This window comes from Pseudomonas sp. ArH3a (genome assembly GCF_022648765.1).
GTDB lineage: Bacteria > Pseudomonadota > Gammaproteobacteria > Pseudomonadales > Pseudomonadaceae > Aquipseudomonas.
This window is the reverse complement of the sequence record NZ_CP080330.1, coordinates 1,489,645-1,514,759: the sequence shown is the minus strand read 5'-3', so window position 1 is coordinate 1,514,759 and position 25,115 is coordinate 1,489,645. Positions and strand designations below refer to the sequence as shown.

The 25,115-nt window shown below is 60.8% G+C and carries 22 protein-coding genes and 1 pseudogene; 8 read left to right on the top strand and 15 right to left on the bottom strand.

Translation table 11 applies throughout. The features are described from left to right. The first annotated feature begins 133 nt into the window (after window positions 1-133). The 3 genes from K0P33_RS06820 (at window position 134) to K0P33_RS06810 (ending at window position 3,459) form a co-directional block, all read left to right on the top strand. The gene (locus K0P33_RS06820) at window positions 134-1,510 is read left to right on the top strand and encodes an L-serine ammonia-lyase (protein WP_094951392.1); all 1,377 of its coding nucleotides are present in this window, start codon (window positions 134-136) and stop codon (window positions 1,508-1,510) included. A gap of 61 nt (window positions 1,511-1,571) precedes the next feature. Continuing rightward, window positions 1,572-2,858, top strand: coding sequence for a serine/threonine transporter (locus tag K0P33_RS06815; RefSeq protein ID WP_242154580.1), 1,287 nt, complete (start codon window positions 1,572-1,574; stop codon window positions 2,856-2,858). Window positions 2,859-3,144: 286 nt separating this feature from the next. Continuing rightward, entirely contained in the window at window positions 3,145-3,459 is a 315-nt protein-coding gene (locus K0P33_RS06810) for a DUF3509 domain-containing protein (RefSeq protein WP_094951394.1), read from the top strand. Here K0P33_RS06810 and K0P33_RS06805 read toward each other — a convergent pair. Together K0P33_RS06805 and K0P33_RS06800 are read right to left on the bottom strand one after the other, a co-directional pair. Next, on the bottom strand, window positions 3,456-3,944 hold the full coding sequence (locus K0P33_RS06805) for a phosphate-starvation-inducible PsiE family protein (RefSeq protein WP_094951395.1): 489 nt from the start codon (window positions 3,942-3,944) through the stop codon (window positions 3,456-3,458). The two genes, K0P33_RS06810 and K0P33_RS06805, sit on opposite strands and share 4 nt — an antisense overlap. Before the next feature lie 284 nt (window positions 3,945-4,228). Beyond that, on the bottom strand, window positions 4,229-4,489 hold the full coding sequence (locus K0P33_RS06800; protein ID WP_242154578.1) for a DUF6124 family protein: 261 nt from the start codon (window positions 4,487-4,489) through the stop codon (window positions 4,229-4,231). Between the two features lie 273 nt (window positions 4,490-4,762). Here K0P33_RS06800 and K0P33_RS06795 point away from each other — a divergent pair, with 273 nt between their 5' ends. Next, window positions 4,763-5,023 (top strand): YebG family protein, encoded by a 261-nt coding sequence (locus tag K0P33_RS06795; protein WP_003188807.1) that lies wholly within the window; start codon window positions 4,763-4,765, stop codon window positions 5,021-5,023. 55 nt (window positions 5,024-5,078) lie between these two features. On the opposite strand, the gene K0P33_RS06790 is transcribed toward K0P33_RS06795, so the two are convergent. Beyond that, window positions 5,079-6,098, bottom strand: coding sequence for a Glu/Leu/Phe/Val dehydrogenase dimerization domain-containing protein (locus K0P33_RS06790; protein ID WP_094951396.1), 1,020 nt, complete (start codon window positions 6,096-6,098; stop codon window positions 5,079-5,081). Between the two features lie 187 nt (window positions 6,099-6,285). Here K0P33_RS06790 and K0P33_RS06785 point away from each other — a divergent pair, with 187 nt between their 5' ends. Next, window positions 6,286-7,089: a tetratricopeptide repeat protein gene (locus tag K0P33_RS06785; protein ID WP_094951397.1), complete on the top strand. Its 804-nt coding sequence runs from the start codon at window positions 6,286-6,288 to the stop codon at window positions 7,087-7,089. A 727-nt stretch (window positions 7,090-7,816) separates the two neighbouring features. Then, window positions 7,817-9,192: pseudogene (locus K0P33_RS06780) on the top strand (IS3 family transposase). 595 nt (window positions 9,193-9,787) lie between these two features. On the opposite strand, the gene K0P33_RS06775 reads toward K0P33_RS06780, so the two are convergent. The 4 genes from K0P33_RS06775 to hmgA all read right to left on the bottom strand — a co-directional run bounded on the left by K0P33_RS06775 (window position 9,788) and on the right by hmgA (window position 14,464). Further along, the gene (locus K0P33_RS06775; protein WP_242154576.1) at window positions 9,788-11,158 is read right to left on the bottom strand and encodes an aromatic acid/H+ symport family MFS transporter; all 1,371 of its coding nucleotides are present in this window, start codon (window positions 11,156-11,158) and stop codon (window positions 9,788-9,790) included. A 75-nt stretch (window positions 11,159-11,233) separates the two neighbouring features. After that, complete coding sequence (maiA, locus tag K0P33_RS06770) at window positions 11,234-11,878, bottom strand: maleylacetoacetate isomerase (protein ID WP_094951896.1); 645 nt, start codon at window positions 11,876-11,878, stop codon at window positions 11,234-11,236. Between the two features lie 12 nt (window positions 11,879-11,890). Continuing rightward, window positions 11,891-13,177, bottom strand: coding sequence for a fumarylacetoacetase (fahA, locus tag K0P33_RS06765; protein WP_094951897.1), 1,287 nt, complete (start codon window positions 13,175-13,177; stop codon window positions 11,891-11,893). Window positions 13,178-13,180: 3 nt separating this feature from the next. Next, complete coding sequence (gene hmgA / locus K0P33_RS06760) at window positions 13,181-14,464, bottom strand: homogentisate 1,2-dioxygenase (protein ID WP_094951898.1); 1,284 nt, start codon at window positions 14,462-14,464, stop codon at window positions 13,181-13,183. Between the two features lie 120 nt (window positions 14,465-14,584). Between hmgA and K0P33_RS06755 the strand changes: the two genes are divergently transcribed. Beyond that, the gene (locus K0P33_RS06755; RefSeq protein ID WP_094951899.1) at window positions 14,585-15,364 is read left to right on the top strand and encodes an IclR family transcriptional regulator; all 780 of its coding nucleotides are present in this window, start codon (window positions 14,585-14,587) and stop codon (window positions 15,362-15,364) included. Window position 15,365: 1 nt separating this feature from the next. Here the strand turns inward: K0P33_RS06755 and dacB are convergent, their stop codons facing one another. From dacB to K0P33_RS06715, 8 genes are all read right to left on the bottom strand, one after another. Next, window positions 15,366-16,817, bottom strand: coding sequence for a D-alanyl-D-alanine carboxypeptidase/D-alanyl-D-alanine-endopeptidase (gene dacB / locus K0P33_RS06750; RefSeq protein WP_242154574.1), 1,452 nt, complete (start codon window positions 16,815-16,817; stop codon window positions 15,366-15,368). Window positions 16,818-16,960: 143 nt separating this feature from the next. Next, window positions 16,961-19,381, bottom strand: a complete 2,421-nt coding sequence (locus tag K0P33_RS06745) for a TonB-dependent receptor (protein ID WP_094951901.1) — start codon at window positions 19,379-19,381, stop codon at window positions 16,961-16,963. Window positions 19,382-19,614: 233 nt separating this feature from the next. Further along, complete coding sequence (locus K0P33_RS06740; protein ID WP_242154572.1) at window positions 19,615-20,550, bottom strand: glutathione S-transferase family protein; 936 nt, start codon at window positions 20,548-20,550, stop codon at window positions 19,615-19,617. A gap of 76 nt (window positions 20,551-20,626) precedes the next feature. After that, window positions 20,627-20,902 (bottom strand): GIY-YIG nuclease family protein, encoded by a 276-nt coding sequence (locus tag K0P33_RS06735; protein ID WP_025855645.1) that lies wholly within the window; start codon window positions 20,900-20,902, stop codon window positions 20,627-20,629. A gap of 36 nt (window positions 20,903-20,938) precedes the next feature. Beyond that, on the bottom strand, window positions 20,939-21,409 hold the full coding sequence (locus K0P33_RS06730) for a nuclear transport factor 2 family protein (protein ID WP_094951929.1): 471 nt from the start codon (window positions 21,407-21,409) through the stop codon (window positions 20,939-20,941). A gap of 100 nt (window positions 21,410-21,509) precedes the next feature. After that, on the bottom strand, window positions 21,510-22,154 hold the full coding sequence (locus K0P33_RS06725) for a DUF1120 domain-containing protein (protein ID WP_242154570.1): 645 nt from the start codon (window positions 22,152-22,154) through the stop codon (window positions 21,510-21,512). Between the two features lie 226 nt (window positions 22,155-22,380). Further along, window positions 22,381-23,016: a response regulator transcription factor gene (locus K0P33_RS06720; RefSeq protein WP_242154567.1), complete on the bottom strand. Its 636-nt coding sequence runs from the start codon at window positions 23,014-23,016 to the stop codon at window positions 22,381-22,383. Between the two features lie 194 nt (window positions 23,017-23,210). Next, a complete protein-coding gene (locus K0P33_RS06715) occupies window positions 23,211-23,933 on the bottom strand; it encodes a response regulator (protein WP_242154565.1) in 723 nt (240 codons plus the stop codon). Between the two features lie 537 nt (window positions 23,934-24,470). Between K0P33_RS06715 and K0P33_RS06710 the strand changes: the two genes are divergently transcribed. Then, window positions 24,471-25,100, top strand: a complete 630-nt coding sequence (locus K0P33_RS06710) for a DUF1120 domain-containing protein (RefSeq protein ID WP_094951906.1) — start codon at window positions 24,471-24,473, stop codon at window positions 25,098-25,100. Window positions 25,101-25,115 lie beyond the last annotated feature (15 nt).

Genomic DNA, 25,115 nt, shown 5'->3' with positions numbered 1-25,115 from the left:
TTTAGTCCTGCTAAAGGGTGTCTTAGGATAATTCGTTGGTCAGTGCCGATCCAGAGGCTCAGTATCGCGCCAATTCCGCCTGCTCTACAAAACATGGCAGCGATTTCTACTCCATTGCTTGTAAGGCTTTAGCATGGCTATCAGTGTTTTCGATCTATTCAAGGTGGGCATCGGCCCTTCCAGCTCCCATACCGTCGGCCCGATGCGGGCGGCGGCGACCTTTGCCCAGGCACTCACCGACCAAGATTTACTGAGTGACACGCGCCGTGTCGAGGTGCGCCTGTACGGCTCGCTGTCCGCCACCGGCGTGGGCCATGCCACCGACCGCGCCTGCGTGATGGGCCTGATGGGTGAATGGCCAGACAAAGTCGACCCCACCTCGATCAACGCACGTATCCAGCAATTGCGCGAATCCGGCCAACTGTTGCTCGCGGGCACACAGGAAATTGCCTTCAACTGGCACACCGACCTCCTGCTGCTGGACGAAAGCCTGCCCTACCACCCCAACGCCATGTCCCTGCACGCCTATGGCGACAATGGGTTGCTGAGCGAACAAACCTATTACTCGGTAGGCGGCGGTTTCATCATCGAGGCGGCCGAAGCAGCTTCCGGTATCGCGCCGACCAGCGATGTTGAATTGCCCTACGACTTTTCCAGCGCCGTCGAACTGCTGGCCTTGTGCAACAAGCACGGCTTGCGGGTTTCCGAGCTGATGATGGCCAACGAACGCGCGTGGCGCAGCGACGAAGACATCCGCAGCGGTTTGCTGCATATCTGGTCGGTGATGCGCGAATGCGTGGAGCAAGGCCTGCGCGATGAAGGCATCTTGCCCGGAGGCCTGGATGTGCCACGCCGAGCGGCGAAATTGCACCGCAGCCTGTTGGAAATCGGCAAGCCCAACGTAATCACCTCGACCTTGTCGGCGATGGAATGGGTCAACCTGTTCGCCCTCGCCGTCAACGAAGAAAACGCCGCCGGCGGGCGCATGGTCACCGCACCCACCAATGGTGCGGCAGGCATCATCCCGGCGGTGCTGCATTACTACATGAAGTTCAACCCGGACGCGTCTGACGACGACGTGGTCAATTTCTTCCTGGCAGCCGCCGCTGTCGGCATCCTCTGCAAGAAAAACGCCTCGATCTCCGGCGCCGAAGTCGGCTGCCAGGGCGAAGTGGGTTCAGCCTGCGCCATGGCCGCCGCCGGCCTGGCCGATATCCTCGGCGCCACCCCGGAACAACTGGAAAACGCCGCCGAAATCGGCCTGGAACACAACCTCGGCCTGACCTGTGACCCGGTCGGCGGCTTGGTGCAAGTGCCGTGCATCGAGCGCAACGCCATCGCTGCGGTCAAGGCGATCAACGCCACGCAAATGGCCCTGCGCGGTGACGGCAAACACTTCATTTCCCTCGACCGGGTGATCCGCACCATGCGCGATACCGGCGCCGATATGCATGACAAATACAAAGAAACTTCACGGGGCGGCCTGGCGGTCAGCTGGGTGGAGTGCTGATCGGAGCACCTCTACCCGCCCCAACGTGAGCCCGCGCAAAAATAATAACGAGGCAATATCGATGACCGATGTACGTACACCTGCTGCCGAAAATCCTGCTATAGCAACAACCGTGACCAAAGGCTGGACCAAACACGACACCACCTGGATGCTCGGCCTCTACGGCACGGCCATCGGCGCAGGCACCTTGTTCCTGCCGATCAATGCCGGCGTCGGCGGCTTCTGGCCACTGATCGTGCTGGCACTGCTGGCCTTCCCTATGACCTTCTTCGCTCACCGTGGGCTGACGCGCTTTGTGCTGTCAGGCAAATCCGGCGACATCACCGACGTGGTCGAAGAACACTTCGGCGTCGGCGCCGGCAAGCTGATCACCCTGCTGTACTTCTTCGCCATCTTCCCGATTCTGCTGGTGTACAGCGTGGCGCTGACCAACACCTTGAGCAGCTTCATGGAACACCAACTGCACATGGCCCCGCCGCCGCGGGCGATCCTGTCGCTGGTGCTGATCCTCGGCCTGATGGCCATTGTGCGCTGCGGCCAGGGCGTGATCGTCAAAGCCATGAGCGTGCTGGTGTACCCGTTCGTCGCCGCCCTGCTGTTGCTGGCCGTGAGCCTGATCCCCAACTGGAACGGCGCGTTCTTCGCCTCCGCCAGCGAGGGCATGCCGCTGCCGGCTTTCTTCAAGACCTTGTGGCTGGCGATCCCGGTGATGGTGTTTTCGTTCAACCACTCGCCGATCATCTCCGCCTTCGCCGTCGACCAGAAGCGCGTATACGGCGCCCAGGCCGAGCGCAAAAGCAGCGGCATCCTCGCCACGGCCCACGGCATGATGGTGCTGACGGTGATGTTCTTCTGTTTCAGCTGCGTGCTGGCCCTGTCGCCAGCTGACTTGGCGGCTGCCAAGGCGCAGAACATTTCGATCCTGTCGTACCTGGCCAACCACTTCCAGACCCCGGTGATCGCCTACGCCGCGCCGTTGATTGCGCTGGTGGCAATCACCAAATCCTTCCTCGGCCACTACATCGGTGCCAGCGAAGGCTTCCAGGGTTTGATCGTCAAATCCCTGCGTGGGCGTAACCGCTCAATGTCGTCCAAAGGGCTGGAACGCTGCACCGCGTTGTTCATGGTGCTGACCTGCTGGGCCGTGGCCACTTTCAACCCAAGCATCCTGGGCATGATCGAAACCCTGGGCGGGCCGATCATTGCGTGCCTGTTGTTCCTGATGCCGATGTATGCGATTCGCCGCGTGCCCTCTCTGCGCCAGTACTCGGGCCAGGTGTCGAATGTATTTGTGGTGGTGATCGGGCTAATTGCGCTGTCTGCGATCGTTTTCTCTGTGTTGCCCTGAAATAGCCCACAACACCAATCCAATGTGGAAGCGGGCTTGCCCGCGATAGTGGTCTGTCAGCCAGAAATTATTAAGCTGATCCACCGCAATCGCGGGCAAGCCCGCCCCCACAGGGGTTAGAAACAGTCAGATAGGTCGCCATACGGCACGCCCTTTGCTGTACAGCCTATGAGGCAAACGGACTTTGTGAACCCTCAGCGACGGAGTGGCCGGTGGTCAGGCAATGCGAACTATTCCAGACACCGGTCGTCAATGAATGCATGTTCTTATCAGGCGGTAACGCACCATGGACAATCCTTTTCAGATCATCACCGACACCTTCACGCCTAAATACCGCGTCAACCTAAGCATCCAACGGCTGGATGGCAGCATCATGCTCACCCTCTCGAATGAGGACGGCGTGGTTGCCAAACGCATGATCAGCGCCGAACAACGCAACGACCCGCAACGGCTCAAACGGCTGGTGCAAAGTATTCAGTTCGGCATCGCCATCGAGCAGGGCCACAGCGCCATGGAAATCCTGGCGGTGATGACGGACGGCGACCACAAGCTCCTGCAGCGACCGCCCGCCCACACCCTGCCCTTCAGCGTCGGGCTTTAAAGCTCGCCCTTCTCGGTCTCCAGGCTCGCCTCGCCTTTGCGACGCGGGCCTTCGACTTTCACCGAGGGGAACGCCGACGAAGCGTAGCGCACGACCAGAATCGCAAACGCCAACAGCAGAATGCCGCCGCACAGGTAGATGATGCCGATGTCCGGCGGGTTGTGGTGGGACACGTTGGAGATCAGCAGGCGCGTCAGCGCAGTGATCGCCACGTAGATCAGGAAGCGCACCGGCATGTGGTTGGTCTTGAAATAAATCCCGACCATTGCGCCCAGTTCCAAGTAGATGAACAGCAGCAAGATGTCATCGATCTTGATGTGCCCGGTTTCCAGCATTCCCAAAAATTCCATCACCGCCGCCCAGGCGGTCACCGCACCAATGGCGAACAACGCCAGGTAGTGGAACGTCTCGACAAACAGATTGCCCAGCGACTCAGCCAGCCCATGGACATTTTGACGCAGCTTTTCGGCCCAGTTGAATTTCACGATGATGCTTCCTTAGGTCGGCTCGACCGGATAATGCGGGTTGGACGTAACGGGTGTTCTGCATGCAGAAAAAAGGCCAGAGGCAGGTATAAGATGATGGCGACGTGACGTGAGGCACAGGGTGACAACACAACTTGCTCCCGTTGGGCCGGGCTGACGCTCCAGCACGTAGCGCCCCTAAAACCTGCAAATGGGTTTTAACTGGAAGAATACCTTCGCCTGAATTGGGGCTGCCTCGCAGCCCAACGCGAGCAAGCTCGCTCGCCACAGTTACGCGCTTTGCCTCAGGCGGGTGCGACTTGCTCCAGCGCTCGGTCGACTAATAAGCCGCCCATTTCGACCAGTTGGTGAATCGCCAAGACCAGGCTTCGCTGCGGGCCTTCAAGGTCGAATGCCAGCATATTGGCCATTTCACGGGCGCTGCTTAGGGTTTCGCTGGCGTTTGCCAGAAGGGTTTCTGTGTCCACTGTAGGTGTGACGCTGAATAGCGTGACGGGCGGCTCGGAATTCAAAGCATCGGCGGTACGGTGAGTATTGTTTTCCATGGTGCGGCTCCGGTATTAATCAAGAAAGTTCTCTTTTTCGTGTTCGAGCCGCCAAGCTCGGCCCCGCGATGCAAGGCCCGGAGAAGGTAAGCCACCGTAGGATTACTCGGCAACCTCAGCGTGTTGTCAGAAATTTCCGTTCTAGCAAACCCCTATTTCCCAGCTACATTAAAAAACTGCTACCCAAACCCCGTGGTTTGGCTTACCCTTTTAGCTGTATATAAATACAGTAGTCGCAAAAGACAACTATCGTGAAGGCATGTGAGGTGGTGAATGGCCGTCGAAGTGGTATACCGCAGCAGCCGAGATCTGGAGCGTTTGTTCATGGATAAAGCCGAAGCTGACCGTCATGACAAGATGCTTGAACTCGCTGAGTTGCTGGCAGAAGTGTTGCAAAAAGCCGTGCCGTCCCTGAGCGAGCAACAGGTGGAGGAAGCCGGGATCTACATGGCGAAGAACCGCGATGTATTTGCCAAGGCGTTCAAGAGCCAGCCGGACGCGCTGTCCGAGTTGCTGAACCCGGCAGCGGAATAAAGCCCGAATTGAACAGGCCCTGAATCATTGATTCAGGGCCTTTTTAATGCCTGGCTTATGGGTAGAGCAGGCGTTCGGCCAGCTCATCCGCCACCCGTGCGGGGGAGCGTTTTTCGGCTTGGGCGTGGGCGAAGATTTCCGTCAGGCGTGTGCCGATGTTGGACAGATGGGCGGTGATACCTGCCAACTCCGCGCCGCTGTGTTTGAGGGCGACGTAGATCAGGCCGCCGGAGTTGATCACGTAGTCCGGGGCGTAAAGGATGCCGCGCCCCTCCAACTGGTCGGCGATGTCCAGGTTGGTCAGTTGCGCGCTGGCGGAACCGGCCACGGCGGCGCAGCGCAGTTGGCCGACGCTGTGGCGATTGAACACGGCGCCGACGCCGCAAGGCGCGAGGATGTCGCACGGGGTGCTGAGCAAGGCGTCGTTGGCGATGGGGTGCGCGCCGAATTGCTCCATGGCCAATTGCACTTTGCCGTGGTCAATGTCGCTGACCAGCAGTTCGGCGCCAGCGGCGTGCAGTTGCTCGGCCAGGGCGTAACCGACATTGCCCAGGCCCTGGACGGCCACGCGCAAGCCTTCGAGGTTGTCACTGCCCAGGCGCGCCATGGCAGCGGCGCGGATGCCGGTGAACACGCCCATGGCGGCATGGGGCGCCGGGTCGCCGGCGGCGGTGGTGCTGGTGACGAAGCGGGTGTGCTGGGCGATGCAGTCCATGTCGGCGACCGAGGTGCCACTGTCGATGGCAGTGATGAAACGGCCGTCGAGTTTTTCGATGCAGCGGCCAAACGCTTCAAACAGTGCCGCACGGCTCTCCACATGCACGGGGCGGATGATCACTGCCGTGCCGCCGCCCACCGGCAAACCGGCCAGGGCGGCTTTGTAGCTCATACCTTGGGCCAGGCGCGCGGCATCGGCCACGGCACTTTCATCGTCGGGGTAGGCGAGGTAACGGCAACCGCCCAAGGCAGGTCCCAGGCGGCTGTTGTGGATGGCGATGACCGCCTTCAGCCCGGTCGCCGGGTCGATGCTCAGGTGCAGCGATTCAAGGCGGGTGCTGTGCATGAGAGCAAACATCGTCGGGCTCCCGAATCACTTCTGGTAGAGGCCCAAGTATAGGCTTACGCCAGGAAACTGCCGAAGTGCGCTGGAATAAGCCGCCCGATTTCACAGCCCCAGCGACATAAGCAGGTCGGATATTGCTTAAGTCACTGGACGAAAATTCACCGCAAGGCTAAAACAGGGGCATCCGTCGGAGAATGCAATGAATCCCCGCACAGCCTTTTTCGCCTGCCTGGACCGTTCCCCCCCTGCGCTGTTTGAAGCGGCGCTGTGGATTGCTGCCGAGCATGACCCGGCCGTGCAGCCGCAGGTGATCCTGCAAGACCTCACCGTGCTGCAGCAACAGGTCAGCGTGGGCATGCCCATGTTGCCGGCGGATGAACTCGGCCAGCCGCTGCTGCGGCGCCTGAATGACCTGGGGTTCGCCCAGGACGACTTCACCCCCCTGCGCCCCGCCGCCGCCCTGCTCGACAAGGTGCTGCAGCGCAAACGCGGGCAGCCGCTGGCGATGGGGCTGATCGCGCTGGAGATGGCGCGGCGCCTGGATATCCCGATGGCGGGCGTGAACTTCCCGGGGCATTTCCTGCTGCGGGTGCCCGGTGCCGATCACCTGCTGGACCCGTGCGGTGGGCGGCGTTTGTACCCCAATGACTGCCGCGAGTTGCTGCACCGTCAGTACGGGCCGAATCTGAAGTTGCAGGCCGACCATCTGCTCAGCGCCGAACCACGCTCGATCCTGCAACGCTTGTCACGCAACCTGCGCCAGTTGCACCTCTCCAACGATAACCCATTGGCCGCTCTGGTCGATGCCGAACGTGTGTTGGAGCTGGGCAATGCCAGCGCCGCCGACTACCTGGCGCGGGCCAGTCTGTACCAGCGCCTGGATTGCCCAAGCGCCGAGCGCTTTGACCTGGAACACGCCTTGTTGCTCAGCGAAGACCCGATCCAGCGCCTGCGCCTGACCGAGCGGCTGGGGCACCTGCCGCCCAACTCAGTGGTGCATTAATGGGGTGGGAGCTGGCTTGCCTGCTATAGCGGTCTGCCAGCCAACACATCAGTGGCTGATGCACCGCCATTGCAGCATAGGTATCTACACATCTTTTTATGGGTTGAATTCTTTGGTTGTCGCGGGGGCGCTGGGTACATATCCGTTATTTGGGTAACGGCTGCTATGGGTTCCGCTCTTACAGCGGGTCACTTTTGGAAAAGAGCCCCAAAAGTAACCAAAAGGGCTCTTGCCCCACCACTCGGCACCTCGCTTAGGCTCGGTGTGCCCTCACGCAGGCTTTGGACCGTGGGCCGCCGCCATGGGCCATCCTTGGCCCATCGCGGCTAAACCGGCGTCCTGCCGGTTTACCCACGCTCCAAAGCCTGCGTTCGGCCAGCGTGGTTAACGGGGCGCCTAAGATCAAAAGCAGATCAAGAGCACGGCGGCCTAGTAGCCGACCTGAGTGGTTAGATCAAAAGCGAAGCCAAGGCGGCCTGACAGCCGACCTGATCTTGATGGCTGAACTCAATCTAATGTGGGAGCTGGCTTGCCTGCGATGCAGACACCTCGGTCCATCAAGTACACCGAGTTGATGCCATCGCAGGCAAGCCAGCTCCCACAGAAAAGCAGAGCACTGCGGTCTGGCAGCCGAACTCGGTCAAAATTGTGGGAGCGGGCTTGCTCGCGAAGGCGGTGTGAAGTGCGCCCCAGAAGTTGGACACCCGTCCAACTCCTGAGGCTTTTCATGAGCAAATACACGACGCAGTTCAAGCTTTCCGCCATTACCACTTTCCTTGAACAGGGCCGAGGCTTTCGCCGCATAGCCGCTCAATTTCAAATGGATCCCACCTTGCTTCGTCGTTGGGTGGAGGCTTACCGATTACATGGCGAAGCCTGTCTAAGCAGAACCGGCGAACGCTACAGTCCCTTGTTCAAGTTTTCAGTGCTGCAACGCATGTGGCGCGACTCCTTATCTTTGCGCCGCGCAGCGGCGCTCTTCAACCTGGGTAACTCAAGCCAGGTGGGCAGATGGCAACAGCAGTATTACAGTGGCGGTATTGAAGCCCTGGAGTCAGGGAAAAAAGGATCGATTACCGCTATGCCCAAGCCGCCTTCTAAACCGCGTAAAACTACCACCCCACTCACCGACGCACAGCTTGCACACAAGGCATTACTCGATGAACTGCAGTATTTGCGCATGGAGAACGCCTACCTAAAAAAGCTTGGAGAGTTGGGCGAGGCGGTGATGAGGCGAGAGAGAGAAGCGAAGAAAAAGCCCGATTAGTCACTGAGCTCAAACAAGCTTTCCCCTTGAGTGATTTGCTCAAGCTGGTAGGTCTTGCGCGAAGTACGTACTACTACCAACTCAAGGCGATGGGCGTTGCGGACCGGTTTATCTCGATCAAAGCCTCTATCCAGACTATCCAAGACGAGAATGAGGGCCGCCTTGGTTACCGTCGGATGACTTTAGAGCTACGTAAGCAAACGCCGTTGATCAACGGTAAAACGGTACGACGGCTGATGGGAGAGTTAGGCCTGAAATGCACAGTGCGACCGAAAAAATACAAATCGTATAAAGGGCCAATGGGAGAGGTATCGCCCAATATCCTGGCTCGTCAGTTCGAAGCTGAGCAACCAAATCAGAAATGGGTAACCGATGTCACCGAGTTCAAAGTGGCCGGCAAAAAGCTGTATCTGTCCCCAGTACTGGACTTGTACAACGGAGAGATTGTGGCCTATAAGACCGCCGTCCGCCCCCAATACGCCTTGGTAGGCGACATGCTGGAGCTTGCCCTTGAGCGCTTGCCCGAAGGCGCCAAACCCATGCTGCACTCGGATCAGGGCTGGCACTATCGACACTCAAAGTATCGGGAAAAACTGGAAAAAGCTGGGTTGGAACAGAGTATGTCTCGCAAAGGGAACTGCTATGACAACGCCACAATGGAAAGCTTTTTCGGTACCCTGAAGTCGGAGTTTTACTATCGGGAAAGCTTCGACAGCGTTGCTCAGCTGCAGGCCGGGCTGGATAAGTACATCCATTACTACAACCATAAGCGAATCAAAACGAAGCTTGGCGGACTGAGCCCTGTGGCTTACAGAACCCGGTCCGCGGTAGCCTAACCATTAGCTGTCCAACTTTTGGGGCGCACTTCAGTGGGTCAGCCAGCTCATGTGTAACTGACCCACCGCCTTCGCGAGCAAGCCCGCTCCCACATTGGGATCTCATTACATCAGCTAGATAGGGTGGTGCTCTGCTTCTGCTCTGCTTCTGCCTTGCTTTTGCTTCTACCACTCAGGTCGGCTACTAGGCCGCCGTGCTCTTGCTCTTGCTTTTGATCTTGATCTTGATCTGAGGCGCCCCGTTAACCACGATGGCCGAACGCAGGCTTGAATCCGTGGGTAACCCGGCAGGACGCCGGGTTAGCCGCGATGGGCCAAGGATGGCCCATGGCGGCGGCCCACGGATTCAAGCCGGAGTGAGGGCATGCCGAGCCTAGGCGAGGCACCGAGTGGTGGGGCGAAGACCTTTTGCTTACTTTTGGGTCTTTCCAAAAGTGAGCCGCTGTAAGAGCGGAACCCTACGAAGCCGTTACCGCAGCAACGGATATGTACTCAATCTACCTAAACCATCGCAGGCTAAAAGCAACACAAAAAGTTGCGTAGACACCCATGGCTATCGCAGGCAAGCCAGCTCCCACATTTGATTCGCGTTGAATCAGTGATTGGCCGGCGCTTTGAGAATATCGCTGTGCAGCGGTTCCTTCGGCGCATTTGAGCCAGGCGAACGCACTTGAATGATCAACAACGCGGCGATCACCGCCGGAATCGCGCAGAAGAAGAAAATCTGCTCCACCGGAATATGCATTGCCAGCAACAGGCTGCCAAACAGCGGCCCCAGGATTGAACCAAATCGCCCCACTCCGAGCGCCCAGCCGGTGCCGGTGGCGCGCACATGCGCCGGGTAGAAATTACTGGCGAACGCATTGAGGGTCAGCTGGCCGCCGATAATGCAGAACCCCGCGGCGAACACACAGGCCACCAGATAGCGCGGATTATCGTGGTTCAAGCCGAGCAGAACGGTGCACACGGCAGCCGCCGCCAACACACCGGACAGTAGCCGCACTTTGCTTTTCAGGCGGTCGGCAAACCAGGCCATGCCAATCGCGCCCAAGGTGCCGGCAAACAGGAACATTGAGGTCACCAGATTGGCTTCCTTCAATTCCAGGCCGCTTTCCAGCAGCAGCGACGGCAACCAGCTGATCATGAAATACAGCAGGATCAGGCTGACAAAAAACGTCGCCCAGATCAGCAGGGTCGGGCGCGCGTAGCCGTTGCGGAACAGCTCCACCACCGTGAGTTTGCTGCCTTGTTCCTGGCGGTTTTCGGCCTCGCTCGCCGGCGGCGGTTGCCAGTCGGGCAGCATGCGCGCCGTGACTGTGCGCAACCGCGTATATGGCGATGCATCGCGCAACAGGCGCGGCAGCGACTCAGGCAGCCGCCACACCAGGAAAGGAAACAGCAGCAACGGCGTCACACCACCGGCCAGGAAGACCGCCTGCCACCCGTAGCCTTCGATAAACCCCGCCGCCACGAAACCGCCCGCTGCGCCGCCGAACGAGAAACCACAGGCTGCCAACGTCACCATCAAGGTGCGCATGCGGGGCGGCGAATAGTCCGACATCAGCGCCATGGCGCTCGGCATCGCGCCGCCCATGCCGATGCCGCAGATAAACCGCGCGGCCATCAGGCTGGTCAGGGAATTGGCGAACACCATCAGTACCGTGAGGCTTGCGTAGATCAACACGCAGCCAAGCAGGATACGTCGCACGCCGAACCGGTCGGCCAGCGGCGTTACCAGCAACGAGCCCAACGTCAGGCCCAGCAGGTTGGCGCTGAACACGGGGCCGAACGCGGCTTTTTCCAGGCTCCAATCCTTGGCCAATGCCGGCACCACATAACCCAGCACCTGGGCATCATAGCCATCGGTTACCAGCAGCAACGCCAGCAACAGGAGGATTAACCACTGGTAGCGCGACACCGGACGGGCGTCGAGTGCCGCGCGAAAGCTGGCAATCTGATTGTGCATCGCAAGGTACCTGTTATTTTTATAAGGATGACGCCGATCAACTGTGGGAGCTGGCTTGCCAGCTCCCACATTGATTTAGGGTGTGGCAGGGGTATCGGGTTGATTAGCCGGATGCGCCTGCACAAATGCCGGATGCTGCGCCGCCAACGCCGCTACCCGCCCGATGCGCGGGTACGCCGCCAGCGGCACTTTGAAGCGCTCCGCCGCGTACAGCTGCGGAATCAGAAACGCATCCGCCAGCCCCGGCTGTTCGCCAAAGCAATAACCCTTATCCCCGATCAACTGCTCCACGGCGCCCAAGCCCTGGCTGATCCAGTGCCCGATCCATTCGACCACGTGCGCCTCATCGTGCCCCCACTGGCGCAGCAGGTTCTGGGTGCTGGAGTTGTGCAGCGGATGGATATCGCAGCCGATAATCGACGCCACCGCACGCTCATGGGCGCGGGTCGCCAGGTCTTTGGACAGCAGCGGCGCCTGTGGATAACGCTCCTCCAGGTACTCGATGATTGCCGGCGACTGAATCAACAGTTCGCCGTCATCCGTACGCAAGGCCGGCACCCGACCTTGTGGGTTAATCGCCAGGTATTCAGGCTGGTGGTTGGCACCGCCCGGTGGCACCAGCAGGTTGACTGGCACTGCAGTGAAATCCAGCCCCTTGAGCGCCAGCGCGATACGCACCCGGTAGGACGAGGTAGAGCGGTAGTACGTGTAGAGTTCCATCGCCCTGCCCTCTTAGCGTGCCGCGACCACGGTGCCACGGCATTCGCCGAAGCCGATGGAGGCAAACCCTTCGCGGCTGCAACGCGCACGCAGGATGATTTCGTCGCCGTCTTCGAGGAACTTACGCACCTCGCCGGAGGCCAGTTCAATCGGCTTTTTGCCGCCTTCGGTGATCTCCAGCAGGCTGCCGAACTGCCCCGGCTGCGGCCCGGACAAGGTGCCCGAACCGAACAAGTCACCGGCCTGCAATTGGCAACCGTTGACGCTGTGGTGCGCAACCATTTGCGCCACGGTCCAGTACATGTGCTGGGTATTGCTCAGGGTCAGGCGATGTTCCGGCAGGTTTTGCTCACGCATCGCGGCGGTGCTCAGCAACACTTCCAGTTCGATATCAAAGCCGCCGGCCGCCTGGTCACGCGTGTCCAGCAGGTACGGCAGCGGTTGTGGATCGCCCTGCGGACGCGCCGGTTGCGCTTTACGGAACGGTTCCAGCGCTTCGGCCGTCACCACCCATGGCGAGACGCTGGTGATGAAGCTTTTCGACAGGAACGGCCCCAACGGCTGGTATTCCCAAGCCTGGATATCCCGCGCCGACCAGTCGTTGAGCAGGCAGAAACCGGCGATGTGCTCGGCGGCGTCGCCAATCGCAATCGAGTCGCCCATGGCATTGCCCTGGCCGATCCAGATGCCCAGTTCCAATTCGTAATCCAGGCGCGCGCAGGGGCCGAAGGTTGGCTCGGTCTGGCCGGCCGGCAGGGTCTGGCCTTTAGGGCGACGTACCTCGGTGCCCGAGGGGCGAATGGTTGAGGCGCGGCCGTGATAGCCAATCGGCACGTATTTGTAGTTGGGCAGCAAGGGGTTGTCGGGGCGGAACAGCTTGCCGACGTTCTGCGCATGTTCGATGCCGACGTAGAAGTCGGTGTAGTCGCTGATTTTTGCCGGCAGGTGCATCTGGCAATCAACGGCGCGGTGCAGCACCTGCGCGTCACGGGTTTGCAGCTTGCTGCCTTCGGCGAGCAACTCCAGCAGGCGTTCGCGCAAGGCCACACGCGGGCCACGGCCGAGTTCGAAAAAGGCGTTCAGTTGGCCGCCAACGGTGGCTTCGACAGCGCGACGCGCCTCACCGTCAAACTCGTCCAGGGCAGCATGCAGGTCGAGGATCGCGTCGCCAATCGCTACGCCGCTGCGCGGTGCCGAGCCGTTGATGCTGAACACGCCCAGCGGCAGGTTCTGCAGGGGAAAATCGCGGTGACCGTTGGCGGAGGTCACCCAGCTGCGGGTTGGCATGGGTTGAGTCATCGGTTATCTCCGGTTCGGGTTGAAGGTGGCGGGCAGCGAGGCCCAGCACGCGTCGTAAGAGGGTTGCAGTTGCGGGCATTCCAGGGCGAACTGAGTCGGGCGCAGCACTTGGCTGGTCTCGAACATGAAGGCCATGGTGTTATCGATCTTGTGCGGCGCCAGTTCCACGTTGATGGCCTTGGTGCACGTCTCGCCGTCCGGGCCGTGGGCGCTCATGCAGCTGTGCAGCGACGCGCCGCCAGGCAGGAAGCCTTCGGCCTTGGCATCGTAGGCGCCCAGGATCAGGCCCATGTATTCGTTCATCAGGTTGCGGTGAAACCACGGCGGACGGAAGGTGTTTTCGGCGACCATCCAGCGCGGCGGGAAAATCACAAAGTCGAGGTTGGCCAAGCCGTGCACGCTGGTGGGCGAGGTCAATACGGTGAAGATCGACGGGTCCGGGTGATCGAAACTCACCGTACCGAGGGTGTTGAAACGGCGCAGGTCGTATTTGTACGGCACGTTATTGCCGTGCCAGGCGACCACGTTCAGCGGGGAATGGTCCAGCTCGCAGGCCCACAGTTCGCCGAGGAACTTCTGCACCAGCGTTGTCGGTTTTTTGTGGTCTTCATAGTGGGCCACCGGGGTGAGGAAGTCGCGCGGGTTGGCCAGGCCGTTGCTGCCGATCGGCCCCAGGTCCGGCAGGCGCAGTGGCGCGCCGTGGTTTTCCGCGACGTAGCCGCGCGCTTGGGCGTCCAGCAGTTCGACGCGGAATTTCAGGCCACGCGGCAGCACCACGATTTCCAGCGGCGCCACTTCCAGCACACCCAACTCGGTGGCGATGCGCAGCCGGCCCTGCTCCGGCACGATCAACAGTTCGCCATCGGCGTTGAAGAACACGCGCTCCATCGAGCGGTTGGCGCGGTAGTTGTAAATGCTGATACCTGAGGGGTTTTCCGACCCCGAGTTGGCGACCATGCCTACCAGCCCGTCGATAAAGTCCGTTGCCTCGGCGGGAATATCCAATGGGTTCCAGCGCAACCGATTCGGCGTCACCGCGCCCAACGGCCCACCGGCCAACTGCCGCTCAAGCTTGACGAACGCCGGGTGATTGGCCGACGGCTGAATGCGGTACAGCCAGGTGCGGCGGGCTTCGCTGCGCACCATGGTGAAGGCAGTGCCGGAGAACAGCTCGGTGTACAGGCCGTAAGGGGCTTTTTGCGGGGAGTTCTGGCCGACGGGCAGCGCGCCAGGCAGGGCTTCACTGGCGAATTCATTGCCGAAGCCCGATTGGTATTCGAGGTGCATGGATCATCCTCTGAGCGGAAGTTGTTTTTATCGTAATCCAGTTACGCATAACGTAATTTGATCACTATCGACCGTCAAGCTATAAAGACGCCCATTCATCTCTCGGATTCTCGCCCTTCCATGGAAAAGCCCCGCGACACCGGTAAACAGAAAGTCCGCTCGGCCGAAGTCGGCACCGACATCCTCAAGGCCCTTGCGCAACTGTCCCCGGCCACTTCGCTGTCGCGCCTGGCCGAGCATGTGCAGATGCCGGCCAGCAAGGTCCACCGCTATTTGCAGGCGCTGATTGCCTCAGGCTTTGCTGAACAGAATACCGCCACCAACCACTATGGCCTGGGCCGCGAGGCATTGCGTGTGGGCCTGGCCGCGCTGGGCAGCATGGATGTGTTGAAGGTCGGTGCCCTGCCCCTGGCGGAGCTGCGCGATGAACTGAATGAAACCTGCTTTTTGGCGGTGTGGGGCAACCAGGGCGCGACCGTGGTGCACATCGAGCCTGCGGTGCGCGCGATCACCGTGGTCACACAATTGGGCTCGGTGTTGCCGCTGCTCAGCTCGTCCACCGGGCTGGTGTTCAGTGCTTACCTGCCATCGCGGGAAACCGTGGAATTGCGCGAGCGTGAGATTCAGGCCGGTATCGCCCATGCGCTGGCGGACGATCAGGCGTATGCCACCGCCTGTGAACAGATCCGCAGCCGTGGCCTGCACTTTGTGCATGGTTTGCTGATGCCCGGCGTCGATGCGTTGTCGGCGCCGGTGTTCAACGCGGTCGGGCACGTGGCGGCGGTGATGACCGTGGTCGGCCCCACTTCACTGTTCCATGCCGACGAGGATGGCCCGGCGGCGCAGCGCTTGCTGGCGGCGACCCGGGCCGTGAGTTGGCGCATGGGCTATCAGCCCTGAATCAATCGCCCCAGCGTGACAGGGCCACCGCCACGCGGTTCTCCAAGGCCTTCACCTGCGCGCCGGCGACCACGTAGTTGTTGCTGAGCATCGAGAACACCAGCTGGCGCCCATGGGCGTCGGTGATGTAGCCGCTCAAGGACGACACGCCGCCCATGGAGCCGGTCTTGGCGTGCAGGTTGTTTTCAGCCGGCGTGCTGCGCAGGCGATAACTCAGGCTGCCGCCGGTCATGCGGTCGGTGTTGCCGGCAATCGGCAGCGCGTTGTACCAGGCGTTGAACCACGGCTGTTTGCTCGCGGCCAGCAGCAGGTCGGTGAGGGTTTGCGCCGACACCAGGTTCTGCCGCGACAGGCCGGAACCGTCGACCTGCTTCAGCGTCGCGGTATCCACACCCTGGCGCTTGAGAAACCCGGCCACTGCCATCGCCCCCGCCGCCGCTGTGCCGCTATTCGCGGTCTGGCGGCCCATGGCCTTGAGCAACGCTTCGGACATGTTGTTGTTCGAGAGTTTCAGCAGCGGCGTGATCAGTTCCTGCAACGGCGCCGATTGATGCTCAGCCAGCACGGTCACGCCGGCCGGGCTGGTAGCCCCCATCACTCGACGGCCCAGCACGGTGATGCCCTGCTGCTTGAGGGCTTGTTCAAACAGATTGGCCACCAGTTGCGTCGGTTCCCAGACGCTGACCAGTTGTGGGCTCTGCCGGCCCGGTGCCACGGCGCCGCTGAGCTGCAGCAGGTTGGTGCCGTGGCGGCGGTTGATGCCATAGGTGTTACCCGGCCCACTGACGGCGCGGTTGCTCAATTGCAGGTAGTCGGTGGGCGGGAAGATCTCGACGTTCACAGGCACGCCGACGCGCACCGGCGCCTTGGCCGTGACCAGCACACTGCCTGCATCAAAATCCGAATTGGGGGACACGGTCAGCGCTGAAATCTGCGCGCCGTAGTAGGTGGTTTCATCGTCATGGGACCAATCGACGCCCAGCCGCTCGGCGTCAAACCAGGTGTCGTCGAACACCAGATCGCCTTGCACCTGGCGAACGCCTTGGCTGGCCAGTTGCGCCGCCAGGGCCTGGTAGTCGGCGAACTGAATGGTCGGGTCGCCCAGGCCGCGCAGGTAGAGGTTGCCGGTCAGGCGATCGCCCTGGCGTATGCCGTTGCTCAGCAGTTGCGTGGCGAACCGGTATTGCGGCCCCAATACGTCCATCGCTGCGGCGGTGGTCAGTAGTTTGAGGTTGGAGGCGGGCACCAGCCGGGTGCGTGGGTTGTGTTGGTAAAGCGTGTTGCCGCTGCGCGCGTCACGCACCATCAGCGACACCGTGGCGCCCTGCAGCGCCGGGTCGGCAAGCAATTGATCAAGGGCGTTGGAGGTCGGCGAAACACTCGCGCAGCCGCCCAGTAAAAAGCTCAAGCCCACCAACAGGGTGCTGGTGTGTATCCATCTGCCCAACTGCATCAGTACCGTTTTCCCGCAAAGTCTTCAGTGGCGGCAACGCTACCAGCTCCTTACCTTTGTGGCGAGCGGGGGCTGTCGTGGCTAGCGGGCTTGTTGTGGCGAGCGGGCTTGCCCGCTCGCCACAACAAGCCCCGCTTTACACATTAAAACTGAAGCGTACTGGACACCGACACCTGCCGCGCATCACCCAGCGACACAAACACCCGGCTCGCGGCGGAGGCGTAGTAAGTGCGATCAAACAGGTTCTTCACATTGAGCTGGAACTTGACCTTCTGGCCTTCGATCTTGGTGTCATAGGTGGCAAACGCGTCTGCAACGGTATAGCCGGGCAGGTTGAAGTCGTTGGCGGCATCGCCAGCGCGTTCGCCGACATAACGGGCGCCCGCGCCAACCCGCAGTTGATCACCCCCGAACACATTGCCGAAGTCGTAGACCGCCGAGAGAGAGCCGGTGTGTTTGGCCACGTTTTGCAGGCGGTTACCCTCAAGTGTCGGGTCTTTGTCCTTGATGTCTTCGGCATCGGTGAAGGCGTAGCTGCCGATCACGCTCCATTGGTCGGTCAACTGGCCGGTGGCGTCCAACTCCAGGCCACGGGAACGCACTTGGCCAGCAATGCTGTAAATGGTGTTCGCCCCAGAACCCACCGACACCAACACGTTGCGTTTATCGATATTGAACAACGCCGCGCTGGCGGTAATCCGCCCAGGAATGTCGAGTTTGGCCCCCAATTCCCAAGACTTGGATTCCTCCGGTGTGAGGTCGCCGGTCAAGGTGCTGCCATCGGCCAACGCGGCAATGGTGGAGTTGGGTTTGAACGACTCGGTGTAGCTGCCGTAGAACGACAACTCATCCGTGTAGCGGTACACCAGGCCGGCACGCGGCACCCAGGCTTGGCCATTGCCGTTGGTGTTGGCCTTGAATGGCACACCTTTACCGGCGTATTGGTCGTACATCTGATAGCGCACGCCGCCCACCAGGATCCACTGATCGGTCAGGTGAATGGCGTCCTGGAAGAACAGTGAGTCGCTGCGCAGCAGGTCGGTCTGAGCGCTGTCCTTGGCGCTGACGGTGGTGCCTTGCACATCCTTGCCGTAGACCGGGTTGAGGTAGCTGAAGGCACTGCGTTGCGACTGGCGGATCAGGTCGGCGCGATAGATCTTGCGGTACTCATCGTCCAGGCCGAATACCAGATCATGCTGCATGCCACCGACGTTCACCTTGCCCTCCAGGCTCATCGTGGTGAAGCGGTCGGTGGTCAACGCGCCCCGGGTGCCGTCCATACTGCGGGTCAGGGTGCCGTTGGGGTTCACCGAAACAATGCGCACTTGGCTGGCGTCGTAGGTCTCGCGGTTCCAGCTGTAGCCGAAATGCGCCTTCCAGTCGTCGTTCAGGTCGTGGTCGACTTCCAGGCGGTACAGGTCGGAGCGGCCCTCCATGTTGTTGAAGGGTTCATCCAAGCGACGGGTTGTGGGGATGTTCAGCGGGCGGTTGGTCTTGGGGTCGATGGCGGTACCACGGTCGAACGGCGAGAGGAATTCGCGGTGTTCATAGGCGAACACCACCTGGGTGGTGTCGCCGTACCAGGCCAGGGACGGTGCCACCAGCGTTTCGCGGTGGGTGCCGAAATTGCGCCAGTAATCTTCGTCTTCATGGTCGACGATCAGGCGATACGCCAAGCCGCTGTCGCCAATCGGGCCCGTGGTATCAAGGTTGCCGCCGCTGCCGTTCTTGCCACCACCAAAGGTCGAGCCGCGCGCGGTCAGGGAAGTGGACTGCACCAGCTCGGGCTTTTTGCTGACGATATTGACCACGCCACCTGGGTCCTGAATACCGTAAAGCAGTGAGGACGGGCCTTTGAGCACTTCGACGCGCTCGGCGGTGGCGTTCAAGGCACGGCCCTGCACCACCGGCATGCCGTCTTTCATAATCGAGCCGTTACGGTTATCGCCAAAGCCGCGCAGCATCACCGCGTCCTGGGTGCTGGCCAAGGTGTTGGCCTGGGTGATGCCGCTGATATTGGCGAGGGCGTCATCCAGGTTGCGTGGGGTCTGGTCGCGCAGCACTTGGGCGGGCACTACGTTGACGGTTTGCGGGGTTTCCAGCAGCAGGCCATGGGAGCGCATCACCGAGCTGGTGGGCGGTGGCTGGTAGCTGGTGCTGTCCTGGGTCTGGCCGGCGCCGCTGATGGTGGTGGCGCCGAGGTTGACCGCGCCGTCGGTGGGCACGGGCTCCAGGGCCAGGGTGCGGGCGTCGATCTGGCGGAAGGTAAAGCCTGAGTGACCGAGCAGGCGTTGCAGGGCCTGGGTCGCGCTCATCTGCCCGCTGACCGCCGGGGCACTGAGGCCGTAGGGCGCTTCGTCGGTGTAGATCACGCTGATGCCGGTGACCCGGCTGAAATCACTCAGGGCCTGGGGCAGCGGTTTGGCCGCCAGGGCAAAGTTGAACTGGGCGCTTTGCTGCTCCTGCGCGCGCGCCACGCCGAGGGGCAGCAACGCCAGCCCCGACACCGCCAATACCGAGGCTCCCAGCCACTGTTTTACCCAACCGCCCGCCGTCGATTTCATGCTGTGAGAACCCGTGTAGAAAACGCTGTTAATGCGAATAGATCGCAGTTTCAAGCACTACACGGATGGGCGGTGGATTTACCTCACCTTTGTTTGCAAATATTTTTATCACGATCGTTCCCACGCTCTGCGTGGGAATGCCGCTCAGGACGCTCCGCGTCCCGCCGTTGACGCCTGCGCAGGGGCGACGCAAGCGTCACGGGCTGCGTTCCCACCCAGAGCGAGGGGAACGATCATTGCGCTTGAATGCGGAAAGCCAGGCGTGGAAAGTGCACATGCACGGTGCCGCCGCGCTCGTCGGCGCGCCGCAGGATCAGCTCTTCGCGCCCGGCAAACAGCAGCTCGCCGGCCACCAGGTCGGTGCCGTAGTCGGTGGCGCAAATGCTGACTTGCTGGCCGGGCTTGAAGCCGTTCAAGTCTTCGAACTGTTCATCCGGCAAGGCCGCAGGTGTCGCGTTACGCGCCACTTCCAGGGCTTGCTCGGCGCTCATCTCACTGGCGGTGCCATGGCCGAAGCTCAGCACCCGGTTCAACCAGGTGGCGACGGCCGGATAGGCATCCACCCACGGCGCCGTCACCGACGAGCCTTTGAGGAACCACAACGGGTGCGCCAGGGCAAAGTCGGCAATCGACGGCTCCCCGAACAGGAAGTCGCCCGCCTGGTGCTGCAATTGCTGATCGATGCGGCTGATGATCGTCGGCCATTGATGCTTGGCGAGGTCCAATTGCACGCGGGCGGCAGTGCCGCCGCTGAACAATTTGGCGCGGTCAGCCACCAGCACTTCCAGCATCTGCGGCGCCACCTTGGCGAACTTGACGGCCAGGGATTCGGGTTGGAACACCAGTGCGACGGCATGCGAGAACACCAACGAATCGGCCCAGGCGGCGAAGCTTTGGGTGACCAGTTCCAGGCCTTGAGGAAACAGCGCCGGTGTGGACTTTTCCTGCTCCAGGCGGCGGGCGATCAAGGCGGTGTCGCAGTAGATATCGGCGCCGACTTGCAGCACCGGCGTCTTGCGGTAGCCGCCGGTCAGCGCGATCAGGTTCGGTTTAGGCATTACCGGCGAGATAAATACCGAGCGCCAGGACAAGCCTTTGAAACCCAGCAGCAGGCGGGCTTTTTCAGCGAAGGGGGACTGCGGGTAGTGGTGCAGGATCAACTCAGACATGCTTGGCTCCGCTCAAGTCAGTGAGCCGCTAGCTTAGCCCGCAACACTCAGCGCGGGGGCGATGGGAACCCATCAGTCAAATCAATGAGCCACTCGCCGCCAGGCACTCCTTGGCGCTTTTCTTCAACTTTTTGATCAGCCGCTCCTGGCGCAGCGCCTCGCCCTTGCTCGCGCATTGCTCGGTGTATACCAACGCCACGGCCGGGCTGGACAGGAAGAACCGCGCACCCTTGCCGCTCTGGTGCGAGGCAAAACGGCGCACCGGGTCATTGCTGATGCCGCAATACAGCGAGCCATTGGCGGCGCGCACCAGGTAGACGAACCAGGGTTTGGGTTCAGGAAGATCAGTCACAGGTCATTTCGGCAAACCAGAGGAGCGCCAATCTTATCAACGACTGGCCTGGAATGCCTTCAAGCCTTTGAGCGCCTGGGCGCGCACGGCGTTTTTCAGCGCCGGCGACCAGCCCAGCAGCAGCCCCTTGAGGCCCAACGCCTGGCGCGACCAGCGCCACAGGTCGAAGTGGTCGTGGTGCTCGCAGATCTTGCCATCGCGAAACACGAACCGCGCACCGATATCGTTGACCACGGTATTACCGGTGGCGCTGAACAAGTAGGTCGCCACCCAGTGCGCGCTGCCGGTGGCTTCATCGCTGCGCACATGGTCGAACGTCAGGGAAAAATCCTTGGCGCGGGTGGTCAGCATGCGCCACATGTCCCCGGCATCGCGCCCGCGCAACTCGCCGAACGCCGGGTCGCTGAACAGCACATCGTCGGTGTAACAGGCCGCCATCGCTTCAGCGTCCAGGCGCTGGAAGGCACTGTAGAACTCGGTGATCAGGGCGTTGTGGGCATCACTCATGGGCAGGTTTCGCACGATGGTCAGGGGTGCTGAACGATAGTCCGCGCCACGCCGGAAAGCCATGGCTATTCGCCACGGGAATGAGTGACGCCCGGCGGGGTTACAGGTACTTGACCTCCAGGGTGGCGCTGCCGTCTATCTTTGTTTCTTCAGCCGATGGCAGATACTGCTTACGCGTGAGGGTTGTGCTCACGACGACATCGACTTTGAAGGCCGTCATTGTCAAGGGCGTAAGCCCTGCGCTACTCGGGTCTCTGACGGTGCGCCTGAACCCCGGCTGCCAGACCGCATTGTTGGCCTCCAACCACGTATCACTCCCCTCCCAGGATTCGATCAGGCTACCGACTTGACCATCGGCGGTAGCATTGGCCATTTTCAATTGGTACCGACCGATCTTTTGACCGTTGCTCGCCAAGTTCAAACCAAAACTTGACGTATCCCCTCCCCCATTCGTAGACGTCGCGGTACCGGGGCGGTTATCCGTAATTTTAACGGCCATCATCATCGGCCCATTACAGCTAACCTCCAACTGCAGCGTTGCGTCTGGCAGTTCTTTCTCGTTCGCAGGGAACTCCTGAAGCGAGATTTTGCCGTAATCCACCACCCCGTTGTTGGACAAGATTGGCGTACAGGCCGAGGGTGTGATCACACCGACGACACCGAGATCCACGCTGGACGCGGCCATCACATTTGAAACACCGGCCAGCAATAATGCGGCGGAAATAGGTACACGAGACGCTTGCATTCACTGCTCACTTTCGGTCGATTATTCACAGGTTGAACAGGCACAAAAAGGCGCGTCGCCAACCTGAAAGTTCGACTCATCTAATAGACTAGGAATGGATGCCGCCCACACGACTGGCAGGGCAACGGCGTCAAGTTAAAGGATGGTTTGTTCACGCTGAATACACGTAATACGAATCCCACCGGCGCGCGCGGTTAGTTAACGGTCGTGATCTATCTGCAACGTTCTACGGCACCATCCCAGCGGCACGCGCATAGGCGAACAAGTCCACATCCGTCGAGATACACAGCCGGTGCATGGCCGTGCTTTTCTGCTTGCTGATCGTGGAAATGCTGCGGTTGACCCGCGCCGCAATCTGGCTGACGGTCATGCCGCTGGCGAGCATGCGCACCACCTCGCGCTCCTTGCCGGACAACTGCGGCGTTTGCGATTGATCCCCCGTACCGGCCTCGATCAACTGCTCGCGCAAGCACTCACTGGCGTAGGTCTGGCCCTTGGCAACCGCCTTGATTGCCAAGGGCAGCTCCTTGGCCGAGGCTTTTTTAGCGACGATGGCCCGCGCGCCATGGGCGAAAGAGGCACGCAAGGTGGCGACGTTGGCGAACATGGTGACCAGAATCACCGGCAGCGTCGGGTACTGGCGCCGTAGCAGGCTCAGCAACACATAGCCGTCGGCTTGAAGCCCGCCGGGCATGGCGAAATCGGTCACCAGCAAGTCACAGGGTGTGGTGCTCAGCAGTACCAGCAATTCATCGGGGCCGCTGGCTTCACCGACGACTTTGCACTGGCCGCTCGCTTCAATCACCACCCGTTGCCCGATGCGGACAATGGGGTGATCGTCGGCAATGATTACTCGAAGCATAGATACTCACGGATGATGGCAACTTGAATCCGGGCAAAATACCCCCGCCGGCGATCTTCAACAACCGCCGGTCGCACGCACTTTTCAGCCGCGCCCAATGCCCTGTAGCGACTACCTATAAACCTACAAAATAAAAAGAAAGCACCCACATACAAAAGCCACAACAGAAGGAATGAATTCCTACAAAAAGTACGTCATAGCGCACTGACGTACGCGAAATAGCGTTCGAGGTCGTGCTCAAACACCTCCAGGCTCAACAGGTGCACCGCCACGCCATCGGTGCGGACCTGCTCAATCAGCACACTGCCCCGCACCTCCAGATCATCGCAGCCTAAGAACGCCAAGCCGCCCAACAGACGGTGCAGCCGATCCAACACGACTTGGGTGTTCGAGGTGATGCGCGCATGCGCAAGGTCCGCACAGTCGTTGCGGGCTTCGTACAACAGGCTGGCGAGCATCTGGTCCACCACCTGTTCGCTGCCAAAGGTTTGGACCATGCCCGCGCGAGTTGGCCAGCCCATGGCGGCCTCAGACTCCGGTGCCGACATTTCGCACGGCGGGCCAGGCAGCCACCGCGCAAGCACCTCGCACAGCTGTGCAAACGTGAGTGGTTTGAGCAGCCAGGCATCCATTCCGGCATCGCGGCAGCGCTGGGGGTCATCAGGCAGCAGGTTGGCGGTGAGCGCGATAATCGGTACCCGTCGGTGACCGTTTTCCAGCTCGTGAAGGCGTATTGCACGGGCCAGGGCATAACCATCCATGCGCGGCATATGGCAGTCGCTGATCACCAGGTCGAAGCGTCTGCGGGTGATGCAAGCCAAACCTTCACAGCCATCACCGACCACCTCGTGACCCAGCCCGAGCTTTTGCATGAACCAGCCCAGCAGCAGCCGATAGGCCGAATGATCCTCCGCCACCAATACCACCAGGTGTCGCCAGTGTTCTGGGGGGACGAAACGCGATGGACCCTGCTGCGAAGAGACATCGCTCGAAAGCACTCTCGCTCACCTCGTAGTTGTTGTCGGTGGTGCAGCGCCCGTGGTTCAGCGATAAGCCTGGAACTGGATGAGGAGCGCTGACGCGACAGTTGAAGGCTGAGCACGCTGTGGCGTCTCAAAAGCACTCAAGTGACTGTCATCGCGCAGCGAAGCTAGCCTTTCGAATGCCAGCTTGGCGATACAACAACTACGAAACTGATCTTTTGCCTACATTAAGCCGTTAACTATTCTGACACGGAACAGGCTGTTTTCCCTCCTCAGCGTCATTGTCGTAATAGTTGTATGTCCCCCATAACCCCCCCTCGCTAGATTACCGCCCACTCTTGCCGGGGACGGTGCGCCGCCCCCGGCAACTCTTAAAAAGTGAACAGCCGCCTAGCAACCGTTGACCCCGTTCCAGCAGCAACTGGCAGCGAGTGTCCCCACGGCGTGGCTCAACGTACTGGAGCGCCCTAAATGAAAAACCTCTTCGCCCTGCTGAGCACCACCTTGTTGGTGACCGGCGCCTCAAGCGTGTTTGCCGCCAGCAGCATCGACCTGACCGTCCAGGGCCTGATTACCCCCAGCGCCTGCGCGCCCAGCCTTTCAAGCGGCGGGATCATCGACCACGGAAAAGTCGCGGCCAAGGATTTGAAGCTGGACAACTGGACGCTCCTTAGCAAGCACAGCCTGCAACTGGAGATCACTTGCGATGCGCCAACCCTCCTGGGCCTGCAGGGCATCGATAACCAAGGCAATTCCCATGACCCGCTGAACAGCTATGGCCTGGGCCTGGTCGATGGCAAAAAACTGGGCAATTACGTCTTGGTATTCGTCAACCCAACAGCCGACGGCGCACCAATCTCCGTGCTCGAGTCCCGGGATAACGGCCTCACCTGGCGGGAAAACTTTCCAGGCGATATCTGGCCGGCCTCCTACCTCGCCTCGTTTGGTGATCGTTCAACGGGCAACTGGGCACCTACACCGGTCCAGCACCTGACCTCAGAACTCAGAGTGGAAACCCTTATCGCCCCGACTGCGGGGATGAACCTGACCAACGAGGTCCCCATCAACGGTTCCGCCACCGTTGAAGTGAAGTACCTGTAAACCACCGCTAACCAC

Bases quoted from the DNA above. Each gene is read 5' to 3' on its own strand.
- K0P33_RS06820 (WP_094951392.1), top strand. From the start codon at position 134: ATGGCTATCAGTGTTTTCGATCTATTCAAGGTGGGCATCGGCCCTTCC.
- K0P33_RS06815 (WP_242154580.1), top strand. From the start codon at position 1,572: ATGACCGATGTACGTACACCTGCTGCCGAAAATCCTGCTATAGCAACA.
- K0P33_RS06810 (WP_094951394.1), top strand. From the start codon at position 3,145: ATGGACAATCCTTTTCAGATCATCACCGACACCTTCACGCCTAAATAC.
- K0P33_RS06800 (WP_242154578.1), bottom strand. From the start codon at position 4,489: ATGGAAAACAATACTCACCGTACCGCCGATGCTTTGAATTCCGAGCCG.
- K0P33_RS06795 (WP_003188807.1), top strand. From the start codon at position 4,763: ATGGCCGTCGAAGTGGTATACCGCAGCAGCCGAGATCTGGAGCGTTTG.
- K0P33_RS06790 (WP_094951396.1), bottom strand. From the start codon at position 6,098: ATGTTTGCTCTCATGCACAGCACCCGCCTTGAATCGCTGCACCTGAGC.
- K0P33_RS06785 (WP_094951397.1), top strand. From the start codon at position 6,286: ATGAATCCCCGCACAGCCTTTTTCGCCTGCCTGGACCGTTCCCCCCCT.
- K0P33_RS06775 (WP_242154576.1), bottom strand. From the start codon at position 11,158: ATGCACAATCAGATTGCCAGCTTTCGCGCGGCACTCGACGCCCGTCCG.
- maiA (WP_094951896.1), bottom strand. From the start codon at position 11,878: ATGGAACTCTACACGTACTACCGCTCTACCTCGTCCTACCGGGTGCGT.
- fahA (WP_094951897.1), bottom strand. From the start codon at position 13,177: ATGACTCAACCCATGCCAACCCGCAGCTGGGTGACCTCCGCCAACGGT.
- hmgA (WP_094951898.1), bottom strand. From the start codon at position 14,464: ATGCACCTCGAATACCAATCGGGCTTCGGCAATGAATTCGCCAGTGAA.
- K0P33_RS06755 (WP_094951899.1), top strand. From the start codon at position 14,585: ATGGAAAAGCCCCGCGACACCGGTAAACAGAAAGTCCGCTCGGCCGAA.
- dacB (WP_242154574.1), bottom strand. From the start codon at position 16,817: ATGCAGTTGGGCAGATGGATACACACCAGCACCCTGTTGGTGGGCTTG.
- K0P33_RS06745 (WP_094951901.1), bottom strand. From the start codon at position 19,381: ATGAAATCGACGGCGGGCGGTTGGGTAAAACAGTGGCTGGGAGCCTCG.
- K0P33_RS06740 (WP_242154572.1), bottom strand. From the start codon at position 20,550: ATGTCTGAGTTGATCCTGCACCACTACCCGCAGTCCCCCTTCGCTGAA.
- K0P33_RS06730 (WP_094951929.1), bottom strand. From the start codon at position 21,409: ATGAGTGATGCCCACAACGCCCTGATCACCGAGTTCTACAGTGCCTTC.
- K0P33_RS06725 (WP_242154570.1), bottom strand. From the start codon at position 22,154: ATGCAAGCGTCTCGTGTACCTATTTCCGCCGCATTATTGCTGGCCGGT.
- K0P33_RS06720 (WP_242154567.1), bottom strand. From the start codon at position 23,016: ATGCTTCGAGTAATCATTGCCGACGATCACCCCATTGTCCGCATCGGG.
- K0P33_RS06710 (WP_094951906.1), top strand. From the start codon at position 24,471: ATGAAAAACCTCTTCGCCCTGCTGAGCACCACCTTGTTGGTGACCGGC.